This is a genomic window from Chromobacterium sp. IIBBL 290-4 (assembly GCF_024207115.1).
Classification (GTDB): Bacteria; Pseudomonadota; Gammaproteobacteria; order Burkholderiales; family Chromobacteriaceae; genus Chromobacterium.
Genome location: NZ_CP100128.1, coordinates 4,983,324 through 5,003,160, shown reverse-complemented (window position 1 = coordinate 5,003,160; position 19,837 = coordinate 4,983,324). Strand labels below are relative to the sequence as shown.

Here is a 19,837-nt window from a genome sequence, read left to right as displayed (position 1 = left end):
TTGGGTAATATTTATGTGTCGGTTCCGCCCGGCGGGCGGGCAAGGGGGCTGGGCGGCCAGCCCCCTTGCAACCCCAGGCCGCCCCGCAGCGCTGCGAAACCCCGACTTCAAAGCCATTTCCAAGGAGCCGCCGGAACTAGCGGCGCGCAAAAGTCGCGCCGCGTCGAACAACCGGCGTCTTAAAACCATTGGAAATGACTTCGAAGCCGGCTGGCGCTGATGGGGAATGGGGCTCGTCGATTCGGTTGCAAGTCTTGAGGGGCGAGTTCTCCCCTTGCTTTTCACCTCTGCCGATTGCGGCACATATGGCGGAACGCCCCTTTGGGGCTTCCGCCCTACCATGGGGTGTCCTCCACTGCGGCCACCGTCACCCCATCCCGCGCGGTCTTGGGCACGATCAGCCGTCCCCTGGGGCTGGCGATCAGCGCGCACGGTTCGCACACGCCGTCGACGCCTACGTTCTGCCGCACCCAGTCCGACGGCGCGCCGGTCCAGCCGCGGGCGGCGACGTCTTCGCGGGCGATGACGCGCAGCGGCAGCGCGTGGCGGGCGCAGAATGCCAGCAGGCCGGCTTCGTCGGCCTTCAGGTCTATCGTCGCCACTTCGCGCACGTCGGCCAGCGGCCGGCCGGCCAGCGCTTGCAGCACCGCTTGTTCGATGGCCTCGGCGCTTTTGCCGCGGCGGCAGCCGATGCCCAGCGTCAGCGGCTTGATCGCCTCCGTCGCTGTGGTGATGGCGGGCACCGCGCCGGTCAGCCGCGCCGCTTCGTAGGCCAAGGCATTGGCGCCGCCTTCGTGGCCGGACAGCAGCGGGATGGCGAAACGGGCGGCTTCGTCCATCACCACCACCGCCGGGTCGCTGTATTTGCTTTGCGGCAGGCCGTCCAGATAGCGGACGGCGATGCCGCTGGCCATCACCAGCACCCAGTGGCTGTGCGCATGGAAGGCGGAGCGGAATTGCTCGCGGCCGCTGGCGTCCGGCTGCAGCCACGGCTGGTATAGCGTGGCGTCCAGCGCCGATGCCAGCCTCCGGCCCAAGGGCAGCGCCTCGGCGCGCACCAGCCACACGGCGCGGCTCATGCCTGGTTTTCTTTCTGCAGGCTGGTCCGCTTGGTCTTGCGGTCGTCGCCGTCGCGGAAGATGTGGGTGAAGCCGGCCGCGTACAGGCTGGATTCGACGCCGCCTTCGCGCGACAGCGCCTCGCCGACTAGCAGCAGCGTGGTTAGTAGCCAGTCTTTCTGTTTGACCTCGTCCAGCATCTTGCCCAGCGTGGAGCGGTGGACGGATTGGTCCGGCCAGCTGGCGCGGCGCACCAGCGCCACCGGGGTGGTGGGCGGGTAGTGCAGCGCCAGGTCGGCGACGGTTTGTTTCAGCCGCTGGCCGGACAGGAAGATGCACATCGTCGCGCGGTGGGCGGCGAAGCTGGCGATCGATTCCGTCTCCGGCACCGCGCTGGCGCGGCCGCTGGTGCGGGTCAGGATGATGGATTGCGACACCTCGGGCCGGGTCAGCTCGCTGCCCAATGCGGCGGCGGCGGCGGTGAACGAGGACACGCCAGGCACCACTTCGTAGGCGATGCCCAGCGCTTCCAGCCGGCGCATCTGCTCGTTGGTGGCGCCGTAGATCGCCGGGTCGCCGGAGTGCAGCCGCGCCACGTCCTTGTCTTCGGCCTGGGCGCGGCGGTACAGCGCTTCCTGCTGGTCCAGGTTCAGCTCGGCGGTGTCGTGGATTTCCGCGTCCGGGCGGCAGTGGCTTAGCATCTCGGCCGGCACCAGCGAACCGGCGTACAGCACCATCGGAGCGGCGCCCAACAGGCGGCTGCCGCGCAGCGTGATCAGGTCGGCGGCGCCGGGGCCGGCGCCGATGAAATACACTTTCATGAGTGGCGTCTTTCTCTGGCTGTCTTGCGGATCAGCATGGTGGCGAGGTAGCCGCTGGCGTCGGCGTCCAATTGCGAGACGTCGGCGCACAGCACTTCGCCGGGCAGGCCGATGCGGCGGGCGAAGGCGCACAGCTGGGCGATGCCCATCTGGTTCAATAGCGCCAGCACGTCCGGCAGCCGCTTGCCTATCTTCATCAGCACGATGAGGTCGTGGCTGTCGATGTCGGCTCGCAGCGCTTCCATATCGTCGGGGCAGGGCAGGATCAGGATGCGTTCCTTGCCTTCGCCCAGCGGCCAGGACAGCGCCGACGCGGTGGCGGCGAAGCTGGTGACGCCGGGGAAGGTCTGCGTCTGCAGTTCCGGCAGCATTTCGCGCAGCGCCGCCAGCAGGTAGCCGTAAGTGGAGTAGGTCATCGAGTCGCCTATGGTCAGGTAGGCGACGTTGCGGCCGGTTTGCAATTCGGCGGCCAGTTGCTCGGCCAGCGCGCCGTAATGGCGCGACAGCGCTCCGCGGTCCGGATTCATCTCGAACTCGATCTCGCGGAAGCGGCTTTCGTCCAGCTCCAGCCCGGCCAGGCATAGTCGGGCGACCGACACCTCGCTGGAGGTGGCGCGCGGCAGGTAGACGATGTCGGCTTCGCGCAGCGCGGCCAGGGCCGCCACCGGGATCAAGCCGGCCGGGCCGGGGCCGACGCCTATGCCTATCAATCGTCCCAGCTTCATGCGGCCGCTCCCAGCGGGGTGCCGTCCATGCTGAACAGCCGCACTGCCACCTGCCGCACGCTGGGCACCTTGCTCGCCATCAGCGCCGCGGTGCGGCGTTCTATCTCCATCCAGTAGCCGCGCGGGTCCGGCTGGCTGCTCATGATCTGCACTACGTTCTCCACGGTATTCGCTTGTTTGATTTGCGCCACCAATTCGGGCGGATAGCCCAGGTCGGCGGCGACGCCGGCGACGGCGTCCATCGCCATGCCGCTCTTGCCGGAGTGGGTGTCCCAGACCCCGTCCAGCAGCTTGGCGATCTTGCCCGGGTGGCCCAGCACCCACAGCGTGTCTAGGATGCGGCCTTGTTCGATCAGCACCGATTCGGCGAAGTCCAGCGAGTCGCCGACGAAGTTGGCGATCTGCACCACCTGTTTCTTCTGCAGCCCCAGCGTGTCGGCGGCGTAGCCGCGGCCTATCTTGCCGGGGGTGAAGGCGATGGCCGGCGGCAGCTCGCCCAGCGCCACCCGCACATAGACCTCAATCGACGCGATCCACGCCGCCTGCGACATCGGCTCGACGATGCCGCTGGTGCCCAGTATCGAGATGCCGCCGACGATGCCCAGCATCGGGTTGAAGGTGCGCTTGGCGATCTTGTCGCCGTCGACGCAGCCTATCGCCAGATCGAAGCCGGGGTCGGGCCGGCCGGCCAGCGCTTCCTCCACCGCCATCCGCATCATCTGCCTGGGCACCGGATTGATCGCCGGCTCGCCGGGCGGGATGCGCAGGCCGGGCTGGGTGACGATGCCGACGCCGGGCGCGGCCAGGAAGCGCAGCGCGCCGCTGCCGTTCAGCTTTACCTCGGCGAAGATCGTCGCGCCGTCGGTGTTGTCCGGGTCGTCGCCGGCGTACTTCAGCACTTCGGCGCGCACGGTGTTTTCGTCCAGCCAGCTCACGCTTTCTACCGGCACCGCCAGGTAAAAGTCCGGGTCCGGCAGGCTGATGAAGACCTCGTCGGCATCGACGCCGTCCAGCAGCATCAGCAGCGCCGCCTTGGCGGCGGCGGTGGCGCAGCTGCCTGTGGTGCGGCCGCGGCGCATGCCGTTGGGGGCCGGGGCGGCAAGGTCGTAAGGCTGGCGCACCGGGTTCAGACTTCCTGCTGTTGCTGCTGATGGACGTGTTCGATCGCGTCTATCATCAGCGCGTTGACCACGGTGGCAGCCCACGGCGAGCCGCCGCGGGTGCCGCGGTTGGTGATGCGCGGCACTTGCAGCAGCGCGCGCAGCTCTTCCTTGCATTCTCGGGTGCCGACGAAACCCACCGGCAGGCCCACCACCAGCTGCGGCCGCCAGCCGTGATCGCGCACCAGCCGCACCACTTCGCGAATGGCGGTCGGCGCGTCGCCTATCGCCACCACGCAGTCGTTGCCGAACTTCTGCCAGGCGCGGCGGATGCCGGCGGCGGAGCGGGTGATGCCGTTGGCCTCGGCCAGCAGCCGGGTTTCCTCGTCGTGCACGCCGCACCAGGTTTCCACTTCCAGCTGGCGCAGCACTTCGCGCTTGAGGCCGGTTTCCACCATGGTGACGTCGGTGACCACGCGGCGGCAGCGCAGCAGCGCGCGCATGCCGGTTTCGCAGGCGCCGGCGGAGAAGAACAGGTCGTCGACGCTGTTGAAGTCACCGGTGGTGTGCACCAGCCGCATCAGCGCGGTGCGCTGCTCGGCCGGGAAGGCCGACCAGTCGCGGCCTTCGTCTATGATGCGCATGCTTTCCGCTTCGATCGGATGCGGGGTGTAGCGCTTCCAGGCCGGCGGCTGATTGGCGGCAGGCTCGCGCTCCAGCAGGCCGCGCACCTTGCCGTGGTGGCCGCGTTGCGGCTCGCCCACCTGCTGTTCGAAGCCGACGATCTGCACCCGGTACTTGCACAGCGCGCAGTTCATCGCGGCGCGGCCTTCCACGCCTTCCTGCGCCCGCTCCAGGAATACCTCGGCCACTTGCGCATCCGGGCCCAGATAGCCGGCGCTGAGCACCTCGATTTCCGGATGGCGCGCCGCCAGGTCCGCCGCCGCGCCGTAGATGCGCTTGATCAGCACGCCGTCGAACAGGAAGTAGGGCAGCACCACGATGCGGCGGTAGCCCAGCAGCGCGGCGGCGCGCAGGCCGTCGGCCACCAGCGGCTTGGCGGTGCCGGAATAGCAGACGAAGGACGCGCCGAAACCCAGGCCTTCCTCCAGCATGCGCGCGAGTTTGGAGATTTCGGAATTGGCGTCCGGGTCAGAGGTGCCGCGGCCCACCACCACCAGACAGGTGTCGTTGCGCGACACGGTGTGCGGCGACGCGGCTTCGGCCTCGACGATGCGCTGGCGGCACAGCGCCAACAGCCGCGGATGCAGGTCCAGCGCCGCGCCGAAGTGGAAAGTTACGCCCGGATGCGCCTGCTGCAGCGCCAACAGCTCGCTGGGCATGTCGTTCTTGGCGTGGGTGGCGGCCAACAGCACGCCTGGCACCATCACCACGGTTTTGGCGCCGGCGGCGATCACCTGATCCACCGCCTCGTCTATGGTCGGGGTGGCGAATTCCAGAAAGCCGTGGGCGACGGGGCGCTCGCCGCCGCGCGCTTTCAGCGTGTCCACCAGCTGCATGAATTCGTTGACCCCGTCCGGGTCGCGGCTGCCGTGGCCGGCCAGCACGATGGCGTAGTCTGATTGGCTCATTTGTGGGTCGGCTCGATCTGGCTGTCCATCGGCGCGAGCGTGCGGATCAGCATGATGCTCATGTCGGAGAAGCGCTGCTCGGCGCACTCGGCCAGCGTGCCGCGCCATTCCGCCTCGTTGCGGGTCAGGTTTTCCCACACTTCCACCGGCTGGCCGGCCGGGATGCCGTTTTCCAGCAGATAGGCGGCGATATGCCAGGGCATGAAGGAGCGCGCTTCGTCCCAGGGGCAGGGGATCACGATGGCGTTGCGGCCATCCTGCAGCACGTGCACCAGGTGGCGCTTGAACGGGGTCAGGTCGCCGCGGCGGTGGAAGGTGATGAAGCTGGTCTCGTCGAAGCACACCTTGCCGCGCGAGGCCAGGATCTGCGCCGAGGAGATGCCCGGTATTGTTTCCACCGGGTGGCCGCAGGCGCGCTCCACCCGTTCCAGGTACTGGAAGCCGCTGAAGTGGATGTCGCCCATGAACACCACCACGCACTTCTTGCCGGCATGGTGGCGCTCGGCGACGATGTCCAGCTGGGCCACCTGGTCGCGGTAGCCCATCTGGATCACTTCGGCGCTGTCCGGGATCAGCGGGCGCACCACGTCCACCACCGCGTTGAAGCCGGCCACCACGTCGGCCTCGCGTATCAGTTGGGCCGAGCGCTGCGGCAGGTAGCCGATGTCGCCGGGGCCGGCGCCTATGCAGATGATCATGCGTATTCCTTTGGCTGCAATGTGGTAATTCGATTCTGTTCTACAGGACCCGGCAAAGCCGGGCCTCTTCACTGTGCGAGTTCAGTCGGCAGCCATCTTGATCCACTCCCTATCCCCCCGCCCTTGCCCTGCAAGGGAGCCTCGCTGCGCTCGAGCGCTGAGGGGTTACAGGATGCCAGGGCCACCGTCGGTCCGATGACGATCAACGCCGGGCTGTGGATGCCGGCCGCGCTCATGTCTTGTTCCAGCGCGTCCAGCGTGCTCAGCACCTGGCGCTGCTGCGGCAAGGTGCCGTTTTCTATCGCCGCCGCCGGGGTGTCGGCTTTCAGGCCGTGGCGCAGCAGCTCGGAGCGGATCAGAGGCAGCCGTTTGACGCCCATATAGATCACCAGCGTCATGCCGCTTTGCGCCAGCGCCTGCCAGTTGGGCTCGTCGCCGTCCTGGTGCGGGTGGCCGGACACAAAGGTGACGCCATGGACGAAATGGCGGTGGGTCAGCGGGATGCCCAGCGTGGCCGGCACCGCCAGGCCGGCGCTGAGGCCGTTGACGATCTCCACCTCGATGTCGGCCGCTTGCAGCGTCAGCATTTCCTCGCCGCCGCGGCCAAAGACGAAGGGGTCGCCGCCTTTGAGGCGCGCCACGGTTTTGCCGGCGCGGGCTTCGTCTATCATCCGCTGCTCGATGGCGGCCTGCGGCGTCGACGGACAACCGCCGCGCTTGCCCACCGGCACGATTTCGGCGTCCGGCCGCAGCATGGCGCGAATGTCCGGATGCACCAGGTCATCCACCAGCGCCACGTCGGCCAGCTGCAGGCAGCGAGCGGCCTTCAGCGTCAGCATGTCCAGGTCGCCGGGGCCGGCGCCTATCAGGTAAACCTTGCCTGTCATTTCAGCGGCCCAGTCTTTGTTGAATCGTCAATGTCAGCTGCTCGCCGGTGAGGGCGTCGCAAGCCAGGTATTCCGCGCCCAGCGCTTCGGCCAGCTCGCGGGCGCGGCCCAGGCGGACGAAGTCCTGCTCGGTGTCCAGCACCAGCGCCGGCGCGCCGGCCAGCTGGCCGGCCAGGTCCAGCGCCTGCCGCCACGGGTCGCCATCCCCGTCCAGCGCCACATTGGCGCGGCCGTCGCTGAGGACAACCAGCAGCGGCGCGGGGCCGCCTAGCTGGCGGGACAGCGTGTCGGCCGCCAACGCCAAGGCGTGGGCCAGCGGGGTGCGGCCGCCGGTGGGCAGCTCGCGCAGCGCCAGCTCGGCTTGTTCTACGCGGTTGCACGGCGGCAGCAGCAGCTCGGCCTTCTGGCCGCGGAAGGCGATCAGCGCCACCTGGTCGCGGCGGCGGTAGGCGTCTTCCAGCAGGCTCAGCACCGTGCCCTTGACCTGCTCCATCCGCTGGCGGGCGGCCATCGAGCCCGACGCGTCCACCACCAGCAGAATCAAGTTGCCCTGCTTGGCGACGCGGACCTTGTCGTGCAGGTCGGCGCGGGTGACGGCGAAATGGTCCGGATCGCGCAAGATCGCGTGGCGCAGCGTGGCGTCCACCGCCAGCTGGGCCGGCTGCGGGTTGGCCTCGGCGCGCACATAATGGCCGCGCTGGCGGCTGGCGCCGTCGCTGCGGCGGCCGGCCGCGTCGCCAGCCGACGACGCCTGGACGCGAATGCGGGCAATGTCGCCGGCCGGCGCGGCGGCGAAAATCTGCTCGGCGCCGTGGCCGGCGGGATTCTGTTCCTGCTCGCTGTCGCCGTCCGGCGGCGGCTGGTTGGCGTCGCCCTGGTCCTGCGTTGGAGGAGGAGGCGGGTTGGACGCCTGCTGCGTCATCTGTTCCAGCTTGTCCTGGTCCAGCCCGCTCTGTTCGAAGGGCTTGCGGCGGCGGCGGTGCGGCAGCACCAGCCGGGCGGCGTCGCGGATGTCCTCGGCGCTGGCGTCGGCGCGGCCATCCAGCGCGGCCAGCGCGCGGGCGGCCTTGTTCAGCACGATGTCGGCGCGCAGGCTGGTGACGTCGAATTCGCAGCACAGCTCGCTGACGAAGTGGAACAGGCTATCGCTGAGCCGGGTTTGCGGCAGCAGCGCGCGCGCGGCGGCGATGTTTTCGCGCAGCGCCTCGCTGTCGGTTTGCCATTGCGCGGCGAAGCCGGCCGGGTCAGCCTCGAAGGCCAGGCGGCGGCGCACCACCTCGGCGCGCAGAAGAGGCTCGCGCGGCGCGGCCACGTCCACCATCAGGCCGAAGCGGTCCAGCAATTGCGGCCGCAGATCGCCTTCTTCCTGGTTCATGGTGCCGAGCAGCGTCACCCGCGCCGGGTGGCTGACCGCCAGACCTTCGCGCTCGACGGTGTTGACACCCATCGCGGCGGCGTCCAGCAGCACGTCCACCAGGTGGTCGGCCAGCAGGTTCACTTCGTCGATATACAGCATGCCGCGGTGGGCTCCGGCCAGCAGGCCGGGCTTGAACGCCTGCTTGCCGCCCTGCAGCGCCTTTTCAAAGTCCAGGCTGCCCAGCACCCGGTCCTCGGTGGCGCCCAACGGCAGGTTGATGAAGGGCACCGGGCCGTCATGCAGCTCGCGCGCGCCGCCGGAACACACCGGGCACAGCGGCAGCGGATGCTCCGGCTCGCAGTTGTAGCCGCAGCCGGCGGCGCGGCGGATAGGCGGCAGCACGGCAGCCAGGCCGCGCGCGGCGGTGCTCTTGGCGCTGCCCTTGTCGCCGCGTACCAGCACGCCGCCGACGGTGGGGTCCACCGCGCAGATCAGCAGCGCCTGCTTCAGTTGTTCTTGGCCGACGATGGCGGCGAAGGGGTAGATCGGCGTCATGCTTGGTTTTCTCCGCGCGCTTCCAGCAGCGCTTCGCTATCCAGGTGCAGCTGCTTGAGCGCGGCCAGGGTGTCGGGGTCCGGCTCCGCCCACAGCTGGCGCTGGGCGGCTTCCAGCAGGCGGTCGGTGATGGCGTTCAGCGCCCACGGGTTGCTGTCGGCGAAGAACTGCTGCATCGCCGGGTCCAGCGCGTAGCTTTGCGCCAGCTGCTCGTACACCCAGTCGTCCACCACCTGGGCGGTGGCGTCGTAGCCGAACAGGTAGTCGACGGTGGCGGTCAGCTCCAGCGCGCCCTTGTAGCCGTGCTTCTGGATGCTGGCGATCCACTTCGGATTAGCCACCCGCGAGCGGAACACCCGCAGCACTTCCTCCTTCAGCCCGCGCACCGCAGGCGCTTCCGGATTGTGGCTGTCGCCGAAGAAGGCGCGCGGCTGGCGGCCGCTGAGGCTGCGTATCGTCGCGATCATCCCGCCGTGGTACTGCAGGTAGTCGTCGCTGTCGAAGATGTCGTGCTCGCGGTTGTCCTGGTTGTGCAGCGCCACTTCCACGCCGGCCAGCCGGTGGCGCAAGGCGTCGCGGGCGTCGGCGCCGTTGGCCTCGCGGCCGTAGGCGTAGCCGCCCCAGTTGACGTAGGCGGTGGCGAAGTCGGCGTCGTTCCGCCAGTTCTGCTCGTTGATCAGCGGCAGGATGCCGGCGCCGTAGCTGCCCGGCTTGGCGCCGAACACGCGGTACAGCGCTTGCGCGTCGGCGTCGGGCAGCTTGCCCAGCAGTTCGTTCTTCAAGTCAGCCAGGTAGTGCTTGCGCAGGAAGTTCTGCTCCACCGGCTCGTCCAGCCGCGCCACGGTGTGCACCGCCTCGTCCACCAGCGAAATCAGGTGCGGGAAGGCGTCGCGGAAGAAACCGCTGATGCGCACGGTGACGTCGATGCGCGGCCGGCCCAGCTCGGATAGCGGGATCACTTCCAGGCCCTGCACGCGGCGGCTTTCCTGCTGCCAGCGCGGCTTGACGCCGAGCAGAGACAGGATTTCGGCGATGTCGTCGCCATGGGTGCGCATCGCGCTGGTGCCCCACACGCTGATGGCCACCGATTCCGGATACTGGCCGGTTTCTTTCAGGTGGCGCGCCAGCATCTCGCGCGCCAGGCCGTCGCCTATGCGCCAGGCGGCGTGGGACGGCAGGCTGCGCGGGTCCACCGAATAGAAATTGCGGCCGGTGGGCAGGATGTGGGCCATGCCGCGCGTCGGCGCGCCGCTGGGGCCGGCCGGCACGTAGCCGCCTTCCAGGCCGCGCAGCAGGTTGTCTATCTCCTCGGCGGTGCGGGCGAGCTTGAGGCACAGCTGGTCGCAGATGAAGTTCAGCACCCGTTCCAGATCGGCGTTCGGCTCGACGCCGAGCAGGATGTTTTCGACAGCGGCCGGGATGGCTGCGGCGTGGTAGCCGCGCGCGGCCAGCTCGGCGATCAGCGCGCGCGATAGTTTCATTACCGCGTCGTGCGCGTCGGCGCGGGTGACCAGCGGCTGGCCGGCCAATGCCTGCAAGACGGCTGGCGTCTCGGAAAGGCGCTTGCCCTGGTCTTGCTGCCATAGGACCCAATCGCCCCCGCAGGCCGCCGCGACGCTGGCCGGCAGGCCGGGTATGGCCAGATTGGGCAGCCGGGTCAGCCCCAGCAGCATGTCGACCAGCGCCTCGCCCTGCGGCGCGTTGCCCAGCACGTGCAGGCCGTCGCGGATCTGCGCCGCGCCCAGCTCGCACAGGTAGCCGTCTATGTCTTCGATCAGGTGGGCGACGTCGACGCCGTCCATCTTGGCCAGGCTCAGCGGCACGCCGTCTTCGTTCAGCGTGTCGTCCCAGTCGTGGTCATGGTCGTGGTGGTCGTGGCCGTGATGATCGTGATGGTGGTCATGGTGATGGCCGTGGTCGCCATGATGGTGATGATGGCGACCATGGTCGTGGCCGTGCGCGGCCTTGGCCGGGCGGTATTTCGCCGCAGCGGCCGTCGCCGGCTTCATCGCGGCCGCCGGCTTGGCCGCCTGCGGCCGGTACTTGCCGTGGACGGCGGCGGGCGCGCGCTGATGGCCGCCATGCGGATGATCGTGGCCATGGTCGTGATCGTGCTCATGCCCGTGATCGTGGTCATGGTCATGGTCGTGCTTCAGCATCGCCGCCAGGTCGGTGTCGAGCTTGGCTTCCTTGATCAGGTCCCAGATCTGCTGCTGCAGCAGCGGCAGCTTGTTCGGGTCCAACAGCTCCACCTGGTAGTACTCGTCCACCAGCTGGGTCAGCTGCGCCAGCGGGCCGTAGCTGTCGGCGGTGGTCATCGCCGGCGTCAGGTGGTCGATGATCACCGCGTGGCCGCGGCGCTTGGCCTGCGAGCCTTCGCCCGGATCGTTGACGATGAAGGGGTAGAGCAGTGGCATATCGCCCAGCAGCGCGTCCGGGAAGCAGTGCTGCGACAGGCCCACGCCCTTGCCCGGCAGCCACTCCAGCGTGCCGTGCTTGCCGACGTGGACGATGGCGTCGGCACGCCAGTCGTCGCGCAGCCAGCGGTACAGCGCGTAGTAGTGGTGGGTGGGCGGCAGGTCCGGCGTGTGGTAGATGGCGTCCGGGTCCATGCCGTAGCCGCGCGGCGGCTGCAGCGCGACGAAGACATTGCCGTAATCCAGGCCGGAGAACACCAGTTCGTCGCCGTCGACGTAGGCGCCGCCCGGCGGCTGGCCCCAGCGCTGCAGCATCTTGTCTCGCAAGCTGTCCGGCAACTCGTCGAACCAGGCTTGGTAGCGCTGGGCCGGCACGCGGGCGGCGGCGTTTTTCATCTGTTCGGCGGTCAGGTAGTCCTGGTCGTAAGCGCCGCGGTCTATCAGCTCGTGCATCAGCGCGTCGCTGTCCGGCGGCAGCTCCGCCATCTGGTAGCCGCGCGCCTGCATGCCGCGCAGCATCGCGTATAGGGATGCTGGCGAGTCCAGGCCCACCGCGTTGCCGATTTGAGAGGCCTTGCTGTTGGAGTTGGTGAAGATGAAGGCGATGCGCTTATCGGCATTGGGCACATGGCGCAGCCGCGCCAAGCGCGCGGCGATGCCGGCCAGGCGGCGGGCGCGGTCCGGCAGCGGCGCGTATTGCTCGGCCTGGCCGGCCTCCGCCGGCTGCTTGAAGCTCAGCGGCACGCCGATGATGCGGCCGTCGAACTCCGGCAGCGCCACGTTCATCGCGGTGTCCAGCGGGTTGAAGCCGCGGTCGGACGCTTCCCACTGCTCGCGCGTCATGCTGCTGGTGATCGCCTGCAGCACCGGCAGGTCCAGCCGGTCCGACGCCTCCACCGCCCAGCCGGGCTGGGTGGGGCCGTCGTTGTTGATGTCGCCCATCGCGAAGGAGGTGGTGTTGATCAGCAGGGACACCTGGGCGCGCGGGTCGGCCAGCAGCGCCAGCGCCGCCGGCAAACCTCCCTGGTCTATGGTTCGCAAGGACGAGGTGAACACCGGCAGCGCGTTGACGCCGCGCTCGGCCAGGCAGTCCACCAGCAGGTCGATGAAGCGGGTGTTGCCGGACAGCCAGTGGGCGCGGTAGAAACACAGGCCGACGCTAGGCCAGTCCGGGTTGCGGATTGCAAGCCAGTCGTCCAGCGAGCAGGGCGCGGCCAGCTCCGGGTGGTAGATCCCGTGCTCCGGCAGCGGCTGCGGCGCCTGGTAGCCGAAGCCGGTCAGCAACAGCCTGTCGGCCAGACAGCGCATCATCTCGCCCAGGTTGGCGCTGCCGCCGGCTTGCAGATAGGCGTGGACGTCCTGCTGCAGCGATACCGGCGCGCTGCACAGCGCTTGCAATTCCGGGTCCGGCTCGCCGGTGCCGCTGACCACGATGACGGCGCATTGCATGCGGCGGGCGTGGGCCAGCAGCCTTTCCAGGCCGGGGATGGCGTCGGCGCGGCCCAGCACGCGCAGCACGATGGCGCGGGCGTCGGCCAGTTGGCCGTCCAGCAGCGCCTGCATCGCGGCTTCGTCGACTACGCTTTGCAGCGCGACGCCGGCGACGGCGGGAAAGTCTTCCGGCCAGCGCGCGCGCGACAGCGCGGCCAGATCGGTGCCAGCGTGGCTCAAAAGGGCGATTTCAACGTTCATGCCTGCGTCTCCGCATCGACATCGCCGATGCCGGTTTTATGGAATACCAGCTCTTCGACCGGTACGCCACCCTTCAGATGCTGGCAGACGATGCGTTCGATGTCGGCTTCATTCACTTTGCGGTACCAGACGCCGTCCGGGTAGACCACCATCACCGGACCTTCCTTGCATACGGCGAAGCAGTGGCTGCGGGTGCGCTTGGCGCGCAGGCCCTCGCAGGCGTCTATGCTGCGGCCCAGATGCAGGAACATCGCTTCCGAGCCCTCGCCGCCAGGCGTGCAGCGAGGGCCGGTGCACATCAGCACGTGTTTGTCGTGCGTTCTCATTGAGTCTCCGGGGCCATTTGGTCGAAGCGCTTCCACTTATAGATGGCGGCGGAAGCGAGCCAGGTGAACAGGAACACGCCGACCACGAAATAGCCGAAGTGAGCCAGATCGTCATTCAGCGCGGCAATCAGGTCCCAGAAGCCGCCGGTGAGCTGCAGCTTGTCCACCAGCAGGCCCAGGCCTTCCAGCCCGCCGATGCCGACGGCGACGACGACGGAGACGAAGGTGATGGTCAGGTTGTACCAGAGCTTGCGCACCGGATTGATGAAGGCCCAGCCATACACTTCCACCATCATCATGCTGTCCAGCGTGTCAACCAGGGCCATGCCGGCGGCGAACAGCACCGGGAACACCATGATGTGCCACAGCGCCACGCCGCCCGCGCTTTGTGAAGTGGCGATGGCGAACAGGCCGATTTCGGTGGCGGTGTCGAAGCCCAGGCCGAACAAAAAGCCGATGGGCAGCATATGCCAGCTCTTGGTCACCATTTTGAACAGCGGGCGCAGCATGCGCGCGATCAGGCCGCGGTTGTTCAACAGCAGGTTCAATTGCTCGTCGCAGATGGGCTGGCCGGCGCGGGCGCGGCGGAAGGCCGCCCATACTGCGCGCAAGGAAGACAGATTGATCAGCGCCAGCGCCAGCAGGAAGAAGGCCGACACGCTGGTGCCGATGACGCCGCCTATCTCCTTGAAGCCGGTGACGCGGCTTTGCAGCGCGCTGGCGGCGAACACGATCAGCGCGACGGCGATGACCACCACCGCCGAGTGGCCGATGGAGAAGAACAGGCCCACCGCCGACGGATGGCGGCCTTCCTGCATCAGCTTGCGCACGGTGTTGTCGATGGCGGCGATGTGGTCGGCGTCCACCGCATGGCGCAGGCCGAACAGATAGGCGAGCAGGGCGGTGGCGAGCTGGGCCGGGTGGTCGGAAAAGGCGGCGAAGGCCCAGGCCCAGGCCAAGAGATTGGCCAGGATCAGCCCGGCGAGTATGGGAGCGTGGCGCGCCAGGCGGCGGCCCGCGGACTGCATGGTGGATGGATGCATGGTGCCCTCGTAGACGATATACGTCGCGCAAGCGAGGGCACATCCTTCCGTTTGCTATCCATGAACGGAGCTTGTGCGTATCCCCCGGCACACCCCGTCCGGCTTCTGCTTGCGTCGACACGTATGACGGCCGGTCTCCTGGCTTGCGCGTCATCGCCCGGGCGCCGCCTTCCCGACCGCTAAGGATCAGTGGCGTCTGGCGTGGACTCTGCGCTTACAGTTGCGGGGGCAGCCGCGGTTTCGCACCGCGTTCCCGTTTCACCCTCAAGGGGCACCGTCATGATTGAGCGGATGATACGCGACAAGCCGTGGGCTGTGAACCGCAATGGTTCTGATTACAAGCAGGATAAATCCGCTAGCGAAAGCCTGGTGGCGGCCTGCGCGGGTCGTCCGTTCCGTAGTTCGCGATGCGTTTCGAAACCGCTGTGGCGGATGCCTTTGTTCAGCGACTGCTTTCACGTGTAACTACGGAGCATGAGTGGGCGGGGAGGGGCAAGGCCTTGTCTGGATTGGGCTTTTTGGCTATCATGGCGGTCCGTCTCCTTGTCGGGAGGCGCGTTTCATCCCACCAGTCCATAGGCAAAGGCTTTGTATGTTGGAGATTGCGATCGCTCGATAAGCTGACCCGGCCCCAGAGGCTGGCTGCTTATCCATACGTCCATCGTTTCGCGTGCCCGTTTTCGCGGCGCATGCGGCTTTACGTATTCGATTCGTTAGATTTCCGACAATATGAATCTATCCAAGCCCGAGCAAAGGACGCTGCACGTCCTGGCCAAAGGCGGTTGCATCGCGCAGATCCGCGATGACGCCGGCCGCACCCGTTCCATCGAATGCTACACCCGCGAAGGGTATTTGCTGTCCGATTGCACTTACGCCGTATTCTCCAAACTGAAGAGCAAGCGGCTGATCCAGTCCCGCGAGGGCCAGCCTTACCGCATCAACCAGGCGGGCCTGAGCGCGGTGCGCGCCCAACTCGACAACCGTTAATCCATCGGCCCACGCGCCGGCGGATTGCCGCGGCGCGGCCGTGCGCAAGGAACCATCGCATGACCATCACCATCCGCAATGAACAAAGCACCGACATCGGCGCCATTTCCGTTTTGACCGAGGCGGCCTTCCGCGACGAGCCCCATTCCAGCCATACCGAGCAGTTCATCGTCGACGCGCTGCGCCGGCGAGGGCAGCTGGCCATCTCTTTGGTGGCCGATGACGGCGGGGGTATCGTCGGCCACGTCACCGTTTCGCCGGTAACGGTGTCGGGCGGCGCGGCCGGCTGGTACGGGCTGGGGCCGATCTCGGTTTCCCCGGCGCGGCACAAGCAGGGCATAGGCGGCCAATTGATGCGCGAGGCGCTGCGGATGTTGCGCGAACAAGGCGCGCAGGGCTGCGTGGTGCTGGGCGATCCGGCCTACTACGGCCGCTTCGGCTTCCGGCAGCAGCCAGGCCTGGTTCTGCCGGGCATTCCGGCCGAGTATTTCCAGGCGCAAGCCTTCGGCGCGGCAACGCCGCTTGGCGAGGTGGCTTACGATGAGGCGTTCAACGCCATCTCCTAAGCTCGTCAAGGCGCGGCGCGCCGTTCAAGCGAGGACGGCGTGCCGCTTCCAGTCATTCAGGGCTTGCTCCAGCCGCACCCAGTCCTGATCGGTTTTGGGCAGGCCGAAGCGCAGGCTGGGGATGGTTTCGAAATATCGGGTCAGTATGCCGCGGCCGGCCAGGTAGCGGTGCATGGAAAGGCTGCGCTCATCGGGCACCCACTGGAACAACTCGCAGCCGCCGGCCGTTTGCAGGCCATGCCGGTCCAGGCAGCGTTGCAGCCGCGCGCTGTCGCGCTGCAGCTTGCTTTTCATGCTTTGTTGCCACTCGGCGTCCCGCAAGGCGAGTTTGACCGCTTCGCGCGCCGGGCCGGCCACGGTCCATGGCCCCAGTTCTTCGGCCAGCGCCTGCAGCAGCTCCGGCCAGGCGAACACGAAACCGGCGCGCGCGCCGGCCAGGCCGAAGAACTTGCCGACCGAGCGCAGCACGATCAAGCCCGGCTTGCCGACATGCGGCAGCATGCTCAGCTCCGGCGCGGCATCCAGAAACGCTTCGTCCACCACCAGCCAGCCGCCGCGCGCCGCCAGCCTTTGCCGCCAGTTCTCCAGCAGCGCCGGGTCGAAGCGGTCGCCAGTGGGATTGTTGGGGTTGCATAGCAACACCACATCCAGTTGATCGATGCCTGCCGCCAGTTGTTGCGGCGATAGCCTGAGCAATTGATGTCCGCGCTTTTGCCAGTGGTGGGGATGCTCGGCATAACACAGGGCCAGCATGCCGACGCGGCAGGGCTCGCGCAGCCTGGGCAGCAACTGGATCGCTGGCTGCGAGCCTGCCACCGCCAGCAGTTTATCGCTGCCATAATATTCCGCCGCCGCCGCCTCCAGCCCGTCATGGTTTTGCGGCAGTCGCAGCCAGCTGTCAGCCGACAGCAGCGGCACCGGCCAGCCGTTGGGATTGACGCCGGTGGACAGGTCCAGCCAGTCTCCGGCCGGGATGCCGTATTCGGCCGCGGCGCGCAGCAGGCCGCCTCCGTGTTCAAGCATGGATCGCTCCAATCAAAACGGCGGCCGCCAGCGACAATGCCGCCCACAGCCACATGCCACGGTTGACCAGCCGCACCGCGCGGCCTATGTCCTCATGCGTGGGAGTGGGACCGCAGCCCAGCGGCGGACGTTCCTTCCATTGGCCATGGTAACGCGCGCCGCCGCCCAGCGACACGCTCAGCGCGCCGGCGCCGGCGGCCATCACTGGGCCGGCGTTGGGGCTGTACCAGGTCGGGGCCTGGCTTCGCCAGCAGCGCCAGCCATTGGCGGCATGGCCCAGCAGCAGATAGGTGAGGGCGGTCAGTCGCGCCGGCAGGTAGTTCAAGACATCGTCGAAGCGCGCGGCTGCCCAGCCGAAGTGCAGGTAGCGATCATTCTTGTAGCCCCACATCGCGTCCAGCGTATTGGACAGCCGGTACAGCACCGCGCCGGGCGCGCCCAGGATCAGGAACCAGAACAGCGCGGCGAAGACGGCGTCGCTGCCGTTCTCCAGCACCGATTCTATGGCGGCGCGCGCTACGCCGGCTTCGTCCAGCTCGCTGGTGTCGCGGCTGACTATCCAGCCCACGCGCTCGCGGGCGAGCGCCAGGTCGCCGTCGGCCAGCGCCTTGCGTACCACTTCGGCGTGCTGGGCCAGGCTGCGCGCGCCGATGGCGAGATAAAGCAGGATGATGGGGGCGAGGACATCGAGCAGCGGCAGTTTCGCCAGCGCCCAGGCCAGCAGGCTGAAGGGCAGGATCAAGAGCGAGATGGCGGCCGCGCCTCGCAGCCGCATCCGCCAGACCGGCTCCGCCTGCGGCGCTGCCGGGTAGGCCAGCCCTTCCACGGCCTTGACCAGCCGGCCGAAGCCGACCAGCGGATGCCAGCGCGGCACCTCGCCCAAGAAACGGTCCAATAACAGCGCCAACGGCAGAAACAATGCGGAGTTCAACAAGCAGCCCTATATAATGGCCGGCCGCCGCCCGAAATATTCAATGCGCAATTCTGTCGCGCTTTGGGCGGCCGGAATGAATCAAGCCGCCATTCTAAGCGTTGTTCGCCATCCATGCGCAGGGAGATCGCCATGAGCGCCAAAACCATCATGATCCAGGGCGCCACGTCCGACGCCGGCAAGAGCGCGCTGGCCACCGGCCTGTGCCGGCTGCTGGCCCGCCGCGGCGTGCGGGTGGCGCCGTTCAAGCCGCAGAACATGGCGCTGAACAGCGCGGTGACGGCCGACGGCGGCGAGATCGGCCGCTCGCAGGCGGTGCAGGCGCTGGCCTGCGGCGTGGAGCCGCATACCGACATGAACCCGGTGCTGCTCAAGCCCAATAGCCACACCGGCTCGCAGGTGATCATCCAGGGCCGCGCCATCGGCAATATGGAGGCGCGCGGCTATCACGGCTACAAACCCATCGCGATGAAGGCTGTGCTGGAGTCGCACGCCAGGCTGGCGGAACAGTATCAATGCATCGTCGCCGAAGGCGCCGGCAGTCCGGCCGAGATCAATCTGCGCGACGGCGACATCGCCAATATGGGCTTCGCCGAGGCGGTGGACTGCCCGGTGATCCTGGTGGCCGACATCGAGCGCGGCGGCGTGTTCGCCCACTTGGCCGGCACGCTGGCGCTGCTGTCCGAATCGGAGCGCGCCCGGGTGGTGGGGCTGGTGATCAATCGCTTCCGCGGCGATCCGAGCCTGCTCAAGACCGGCGTTGACTGGCTGGAGCAGCATACCGGCACGCCGGTGCTGGGCGTGCTGCCCTATCTGTACGATCTGCACCTGGAGGCCGAGGACAGCATGGGCCTGGACAAGCCGGGCGGCGCGACGTGTGGCGGCGACAAGCTGCGCGTGATAGCGCCGGCCACGCCTTATGTCAGCAACCATACCGATTTCGACCCGCTGCGCCTGCATCCGCAGGTGGAGTTCACCCTGGTGCGCGCCGGGCAAACCATGCCGCCGGCGGATTTGATCGTGCTGCCTGGCAGCAAGAGCGTGCTGGCTGACCTTGCCTGGCTGCGCGCCCAGGGCTGGGAGGAGGCAATACGCCGCCACCTGCGCTACGGCGGCAAGGTGCTGGGCATTTGCGGCGGCCTGCAGATGCTGGGCAAGAAGCTGCACGATCCGGATGGGCTGGAAGGTGCGCCGGGCAGCGGCGACGGCCTGGGCTGGCTGGACATGGAAACCACGCTGGCGCCGGAAAAGCGGCTGACGCGGATGCGCGGCCGGCTGACGCTGGATGACGCCGAGGCCGCCGGCTACGAAATCCATATGGGCGTGAGCCAGGGGCCGGCCTTGGCGAGGCCCGCCGTCAGCTTTGCGGATGGCTCAAGCGACGGCGCGCGCTCGGAAGACGATCAGATCTTTGCCACCTATCTGCACGGCGTGTTCGACGAATCCGCCGCCTGCCAGGCCATATTGCGCTGGGCCGGGCTGAAGGCGCCGGAAGCGCTGGATTATGCGGCGCTGCGCGAAGCCAATATCGACAAACTGGCGGATATGCTGGAAGCGCATCTGGATTTGGCGCCGATTCGCAGCTGGCTGCCCTGAGGCATAGCCTGGCCAAACTGGCTTAGCGATTTGGCTCCGGCCGCGTCAGCGGCAGCGAGAAATAGAAGGCGCTGCCCTTGCCTTCCTCGCTATCGAAACCGATCTGGCCCTGCATCAGTTCCACCAGGCTGCGGCTGATGGCGAGTCCCAGGCCGGTGCCGCCGTAGCGGCGGGTGATGCTGGCGTCCGCTTGGCTGAAGCGGTGGAACAGCTTGGCTTTAGCCGACTTGGGAATGCCGATGCCGGAATCTTCCACCCGGCACTCCAGCCAGGTTTTGTCCTTGTCGCTGCGTATCTCCGCCGTCACGCGGATAGACCCGTGCTCGGTGAACTTGACCGCGTTGCCGGTCAGGTTGAGCAGCACTTGCCGGATGCGGTCGGCGTCGCCGATGAAGTCGTCCGCGCAGCCTTCGCCCAGTTGGCTGTCGTAGCTCATCTCCTGCAGCGCTACTGAGGACTTCCA

Annotated in this window: 17 protein-coding genes and 1 riboswitch; of the genes, 3 read left to right on the top strand and 14 right to left on the bottom strand. The window is 67.8% G+C overall.

The features are described 5' to 3' along the window. Positions 1-335: 335 nt before the first annotated feature. The 11 genes from NKT35_RS23505 to NKT35_RS23455 form a co-directional block, all read right to left on the bottom strand. Positions 336-1,079 (bottom strand): cobalamin biosynthesis protein, encoded by a 744-nt coding sequence (locus NKT35_RS23505; RefSeq protein ID WP_254297684.1) that lies wholly within the window; start codon positions 1,077-1,079, stop codon positions 336-338. Continuing rightward, the gene (gene cobM / locus NKT35_RS23500; protein WP_254297683.1) at positions 1,076-1,879 is read right to left on the bottom strand and encodes a precorrin-4 C(11)-methyltransferase; all 804 of its coding nucleotides are present in this window, start codon (positions 1,877-1,879) and stop codon (positions 1,076-1,078) included. The genes NKT35_RS23505 and cobM overlap by 4 nt, the downstream gene beginning before the upstream one ends. Next, a complete protein-coding gene (gene cobI, locus NKT35_RS23495; RefSeq protein ID WP_254297682.1) occupies positions 1,876-2,604 on the bottom strand; it encodes a precorrin-2 C(20)-methyltransferase in 729 nt (242 codons plus the stop codon). Before cobI ends, cobM begins: the two co-directional genes overlap by 4 nt. After that, a complete protein-coding gene (gene cbiD, locus NKT35_RS23490) occupies positions 2,601-3,725 on the bottom strand; it encodes a cobalt-precorrin-5B (C(1))-methyltransferase CbiD (protein WP_254297681.1) in 1,125 nt (374 codons plus the stop codon). The genes cobI and cbiD overlap by 4 nt, the downstream gene beginning before the upstream one ends. Before the next feature lie 5 nt (positions 3,726-3,730). Further along, positions 3,731-5,296, bottom strand: coding sequence for a precorrin-8X methylmutase (locus NKT35_RS23485; RefSeq protein ID WP_254297680.1), 1,566 nt, complete (start codon positions 5,294-5,296; stop codon positions 3,731-3,733). Then, positions 5,293-5,994: a cobalt-precorrin-7 (C(5))-methyltransferase gene (locus tag NKT35_RS23480; protein ID WP_011135120.1), complete on the bottom strand. Its 702-nt coding sequence runs from the start codon at positions 5,992-5,994 to the stop codon at positions 5,293-5,295. Before NKT35_RS23480 ends, NKT35_RS23485 begins: the two co-directional genes overlap by 4 nt. Positions 5,995-6,062: 68 nt before the next feature. Further along, positions 6,063-6,881: a uroporphyrinogen-III C-methyltransferase gene (gene cobA / locus NKT35_RS23475; RefSeq protein ID WP_254297679.1), complete on the bottom strand. Its 819-nt coding sequence runs from the start codon at positions 6,879-6,881 to the stop codon at positions 6,063-6,065. Between the two features lies 1 nt (position 6,882). Continuing rightward, positions 6,883-8,793: a putative cobaltochelatase gene (locus NKT35_RS23470; RefSeq protein ID WP_254297678.1), complete on the bottom strand. Its 1,911-nt coding sequence runs from the start codon at positions 8,791-8,793 to the stop codon at positions 6,883-6,885. Continuing rightward, positions 8,790-12,902, bottom strand: coding sequence for a cobaltochelatase subunit CobN (locus tag NKT35_RS23465; protein WP_305883449.1), 4,113 nt, complete (start codon positions 12,900-12,902; stop codon positions 8,790-8,792). Before NKT35_RS23465 ends, NKT35_RS23470 begins: the two co-directional genes overlap by 4 nt. Continuing rightward, positions 12,899-13,228, bottom strand: a complete 330-nt coding sequence (locus NKT35_RS23460; RefSeq protein ID WP_254297677.1) for a (2Fe-2S) ferredoxin domain-containing protein — start codon at positions 13,226-13,228, stop codon at positions 12,899-12,901. Before NKT35_RS23460 ends, NKT35_RS23465 begins: the two co-directional genes overlap by 4 nt. Further along, on the bottom strand, positions 13,225-14,271 hold the full coding sequence (locus NKT35_RS23455; protein ID WP_254297676.1) for a HoxN/HupN/NixA family nickel/cobalt transporter: 1,047 nt from the start codon (positions 14,269-14,271) through the stop codon (positions 13,225-13,227). Before NKT35_RS23455 ends, NKT35_RS23460 begins: the two co-directional genes overlap by 4 nt. Before the next feature lie 111 nt (positions 14,272-14,382). Further along, positions 14,383-14,565: riboswitch (cobalamin riboswitch) on the bottom strand. Positions 14,566-15,000: 435 nt separating this feature from the next. On the opposite strand from NKT35_RS23455, the gene NKT35_RS23450 reads away from it, so the two are divergent. Together NKT35_RS23450 and NKT35_RS23445 are read left to right on the top strand one after the other, a co-directional pair. Continuing rightward, complete coding sequence (locus NKT35_RS23450) at positions 15,001-15,258, top strand: YjhX family toxin (protein WP_254297675.1); 258 nt, start codon at positions 15,001-15,003, stop codon at positions 15,256-15,258. Positions 15,259-15,317: 59 nt separating this feature from the next. After that, entirely contained in the window at positions 15,318-15,824 is a 507-nt protein-coding gene (locus NKT35_RS23445; protein WP_254297674.1) for a GNAT family N-acetyltransferase, read from the top strand. Between the two features lie 24 nt (positions 15,825-15,848). On the opposite strand, the gene cobD is transcribed toward NKT35_RS23445, so the two are convergent. Continuing rightward, positions 15,849-16,847, bottom strand: a complete 999-nt coding sequence (gene cobD / locus NKT35_RS23440) for a threonine-phosphate decarboxylase CobD (RefSeq protein WP_254297673.1) — start codon at positions 16,845-16,847, stop codon at positions 15,849-15,851. After that, a complete protein-coding gene (cbiB, locus tag NKT35_RS23435) occupies positions 16,840-17,778 on the bottom strand; it encodes an adenosylcobinamide-phosphate synthase CbiB (RefSeq protein WP_254297672.1) in 939 nt (312 codons plus the stop codon). Before cbiB ends, cobD begins: the two co-directional genes overlap by 8 nt. A 132-nt stretch (positions 17,779-17,910) precedes the next feature. Between cbiB and NKT35_RS23430 the strand changes: the two genes are divergently transcribed. Continuing rightward, positions 17,911-19,374 carry a cobyric acid synthase gene (locus NKT35_RS23430; protein ID WP_254297671.1) on the top strand — a complete coding sequence of 488 codons (1,464 nt, stop codon included), beginning with the start codon at positions 17,911-17,913 and terminating at the stop codon, positions 19,372-19,374. Positions 19,375-19,396: 22 nt separating this feature from the next. Here the strand turns inward: NKT35_RS23430 and NKT35_RS23425 are convergent, their stop codons facing one another. Beyond that, the gene (locus NKT35_RS23425) at positions 19,397-19,810 is read right to left on the bottom strand and encodes an ATP-binding protein (protein WP_254297670.1); all 414 of its coding nucleotides are present in this window, start codon (positions 19,808-19,810) and stop codon (positions 19,397-19,399) included. Between the last annotated feature and the right edge of the window lie 27 nt (positions 19,811-19,837).

What these genes read in the sequence shown, in the direction of transcription:
- NKT35_RS23445 (WP_254297674.1), top strand. Translation starts at nt 15,318, where the DNA reads ATGACCATCACCATCCGCAATGAACAAAGCACCGACATCGGCGCCATT.
- NKT35_RS23450 (WP_254297675.1), top strand. Translation starts at nt 15,001, where the DNA reads ATGAATCTATCCAAGCCCGAGCAAAGGACGCTGCACGTCCTGGCCAAA.
- NKT35_RS23430 (WP_254297671.1), top strand. Translation starts at nt 17,911, where the DNA reads ATGAGCGCCAAAACCATCATGATCCAGGGCGCCACGTCCGACGCCGGC.
- NKT35_RS23465 (WP_305883449.1), bottom strand. Translation starts at nt 12,902, where the DNA reads ATGAACGTTGAAATCGCCCTTTTGAGCCACGCTGGCACCGATCTGGCC.
- NKT35_RS23460 (WP_254297677.1), bottom strand. Translation starts at nt 13,228, where the DNA reads ATGAGAACGCACGACAAACACGTGCTGATGTGCACCGGCCCTCGCTGC.
- NKT35_RS23455 (WP_254297676.1), bottom strand. Translation starts at nt 14,271, where the DNA reads ATGCATCCATCCACCATGCAGTCCGCGGGCCGCCGCCTGGCGCGCCAC.
- NKT35_RS23470 (WP_254297678.1), bottom strand. Translation starts at nt 8,793, where the DNA reads ATGACGCCGATCTACCCCTTCGCCGCCATCGTCGGCCAAGAACAACTG.
- NKT35_RS23505 (WP_254297684.1), bottom strand. Translation starts at nt 1,079, where the DNA reads ATGAGCCGCGCCGTGTGGCTGGTGCGCGCCGAGGCGCTGCCCTTGGGC.
- cobA (WP_254297679.1), bottom strand. Translation starts at nt 6,881, where the DNA reads ATGACAGGCAAGGTTTACCTGATAGGCGCCGGCCCCGGCGACCTGGAC.
- NKT35_RS23425 (WP_254297670.1), bottom strand. Translation starts at nt 19,810, where the DNA reads ATGAGCTACGACAGCCAACTGGGCGAAGGCTGCGCGGACGACTTCATC.
- cobM (WP_254297683.1), bottom strand. Translation starts at nt 1,879, where the DNA reads ATGAAAGTGTATTTCATCGGCGCCGGCCCCGGCGCCGCCGACCTGATC.
- cobI (WP_254297682.1), bottom strand. Translation starts at nt 2,604, where the DNA reads ATGAAGCTGGGACGATTGATAGGCATAGGCGTCGGCCCCGGCCCGGCC.
- NKT35_RS23480 (WP_011135120.1), bottom strand. Translation starts at nt 5,994, where the DNA reads ATGATCATCTGCATAGGCGCCGGCCCCGGCGACATCGGCTACCTGCCG.
- NKT35_RS23485 (WP_254297680.1), bottom strand. Translation starts at nt 5,296, where the DNA reads ATGAGCCAATCAGACTACGCCATCGTGCTGGCCGGCCACGGCAGCCGC.
- cobD (WP_254297673.1), bottom strand. Translation starts at nt 16,847, where the DNA reads ATGCTTGAACACGGAGGCGGCCTGCTGCGCGCCGCGGCCGAATACGGC.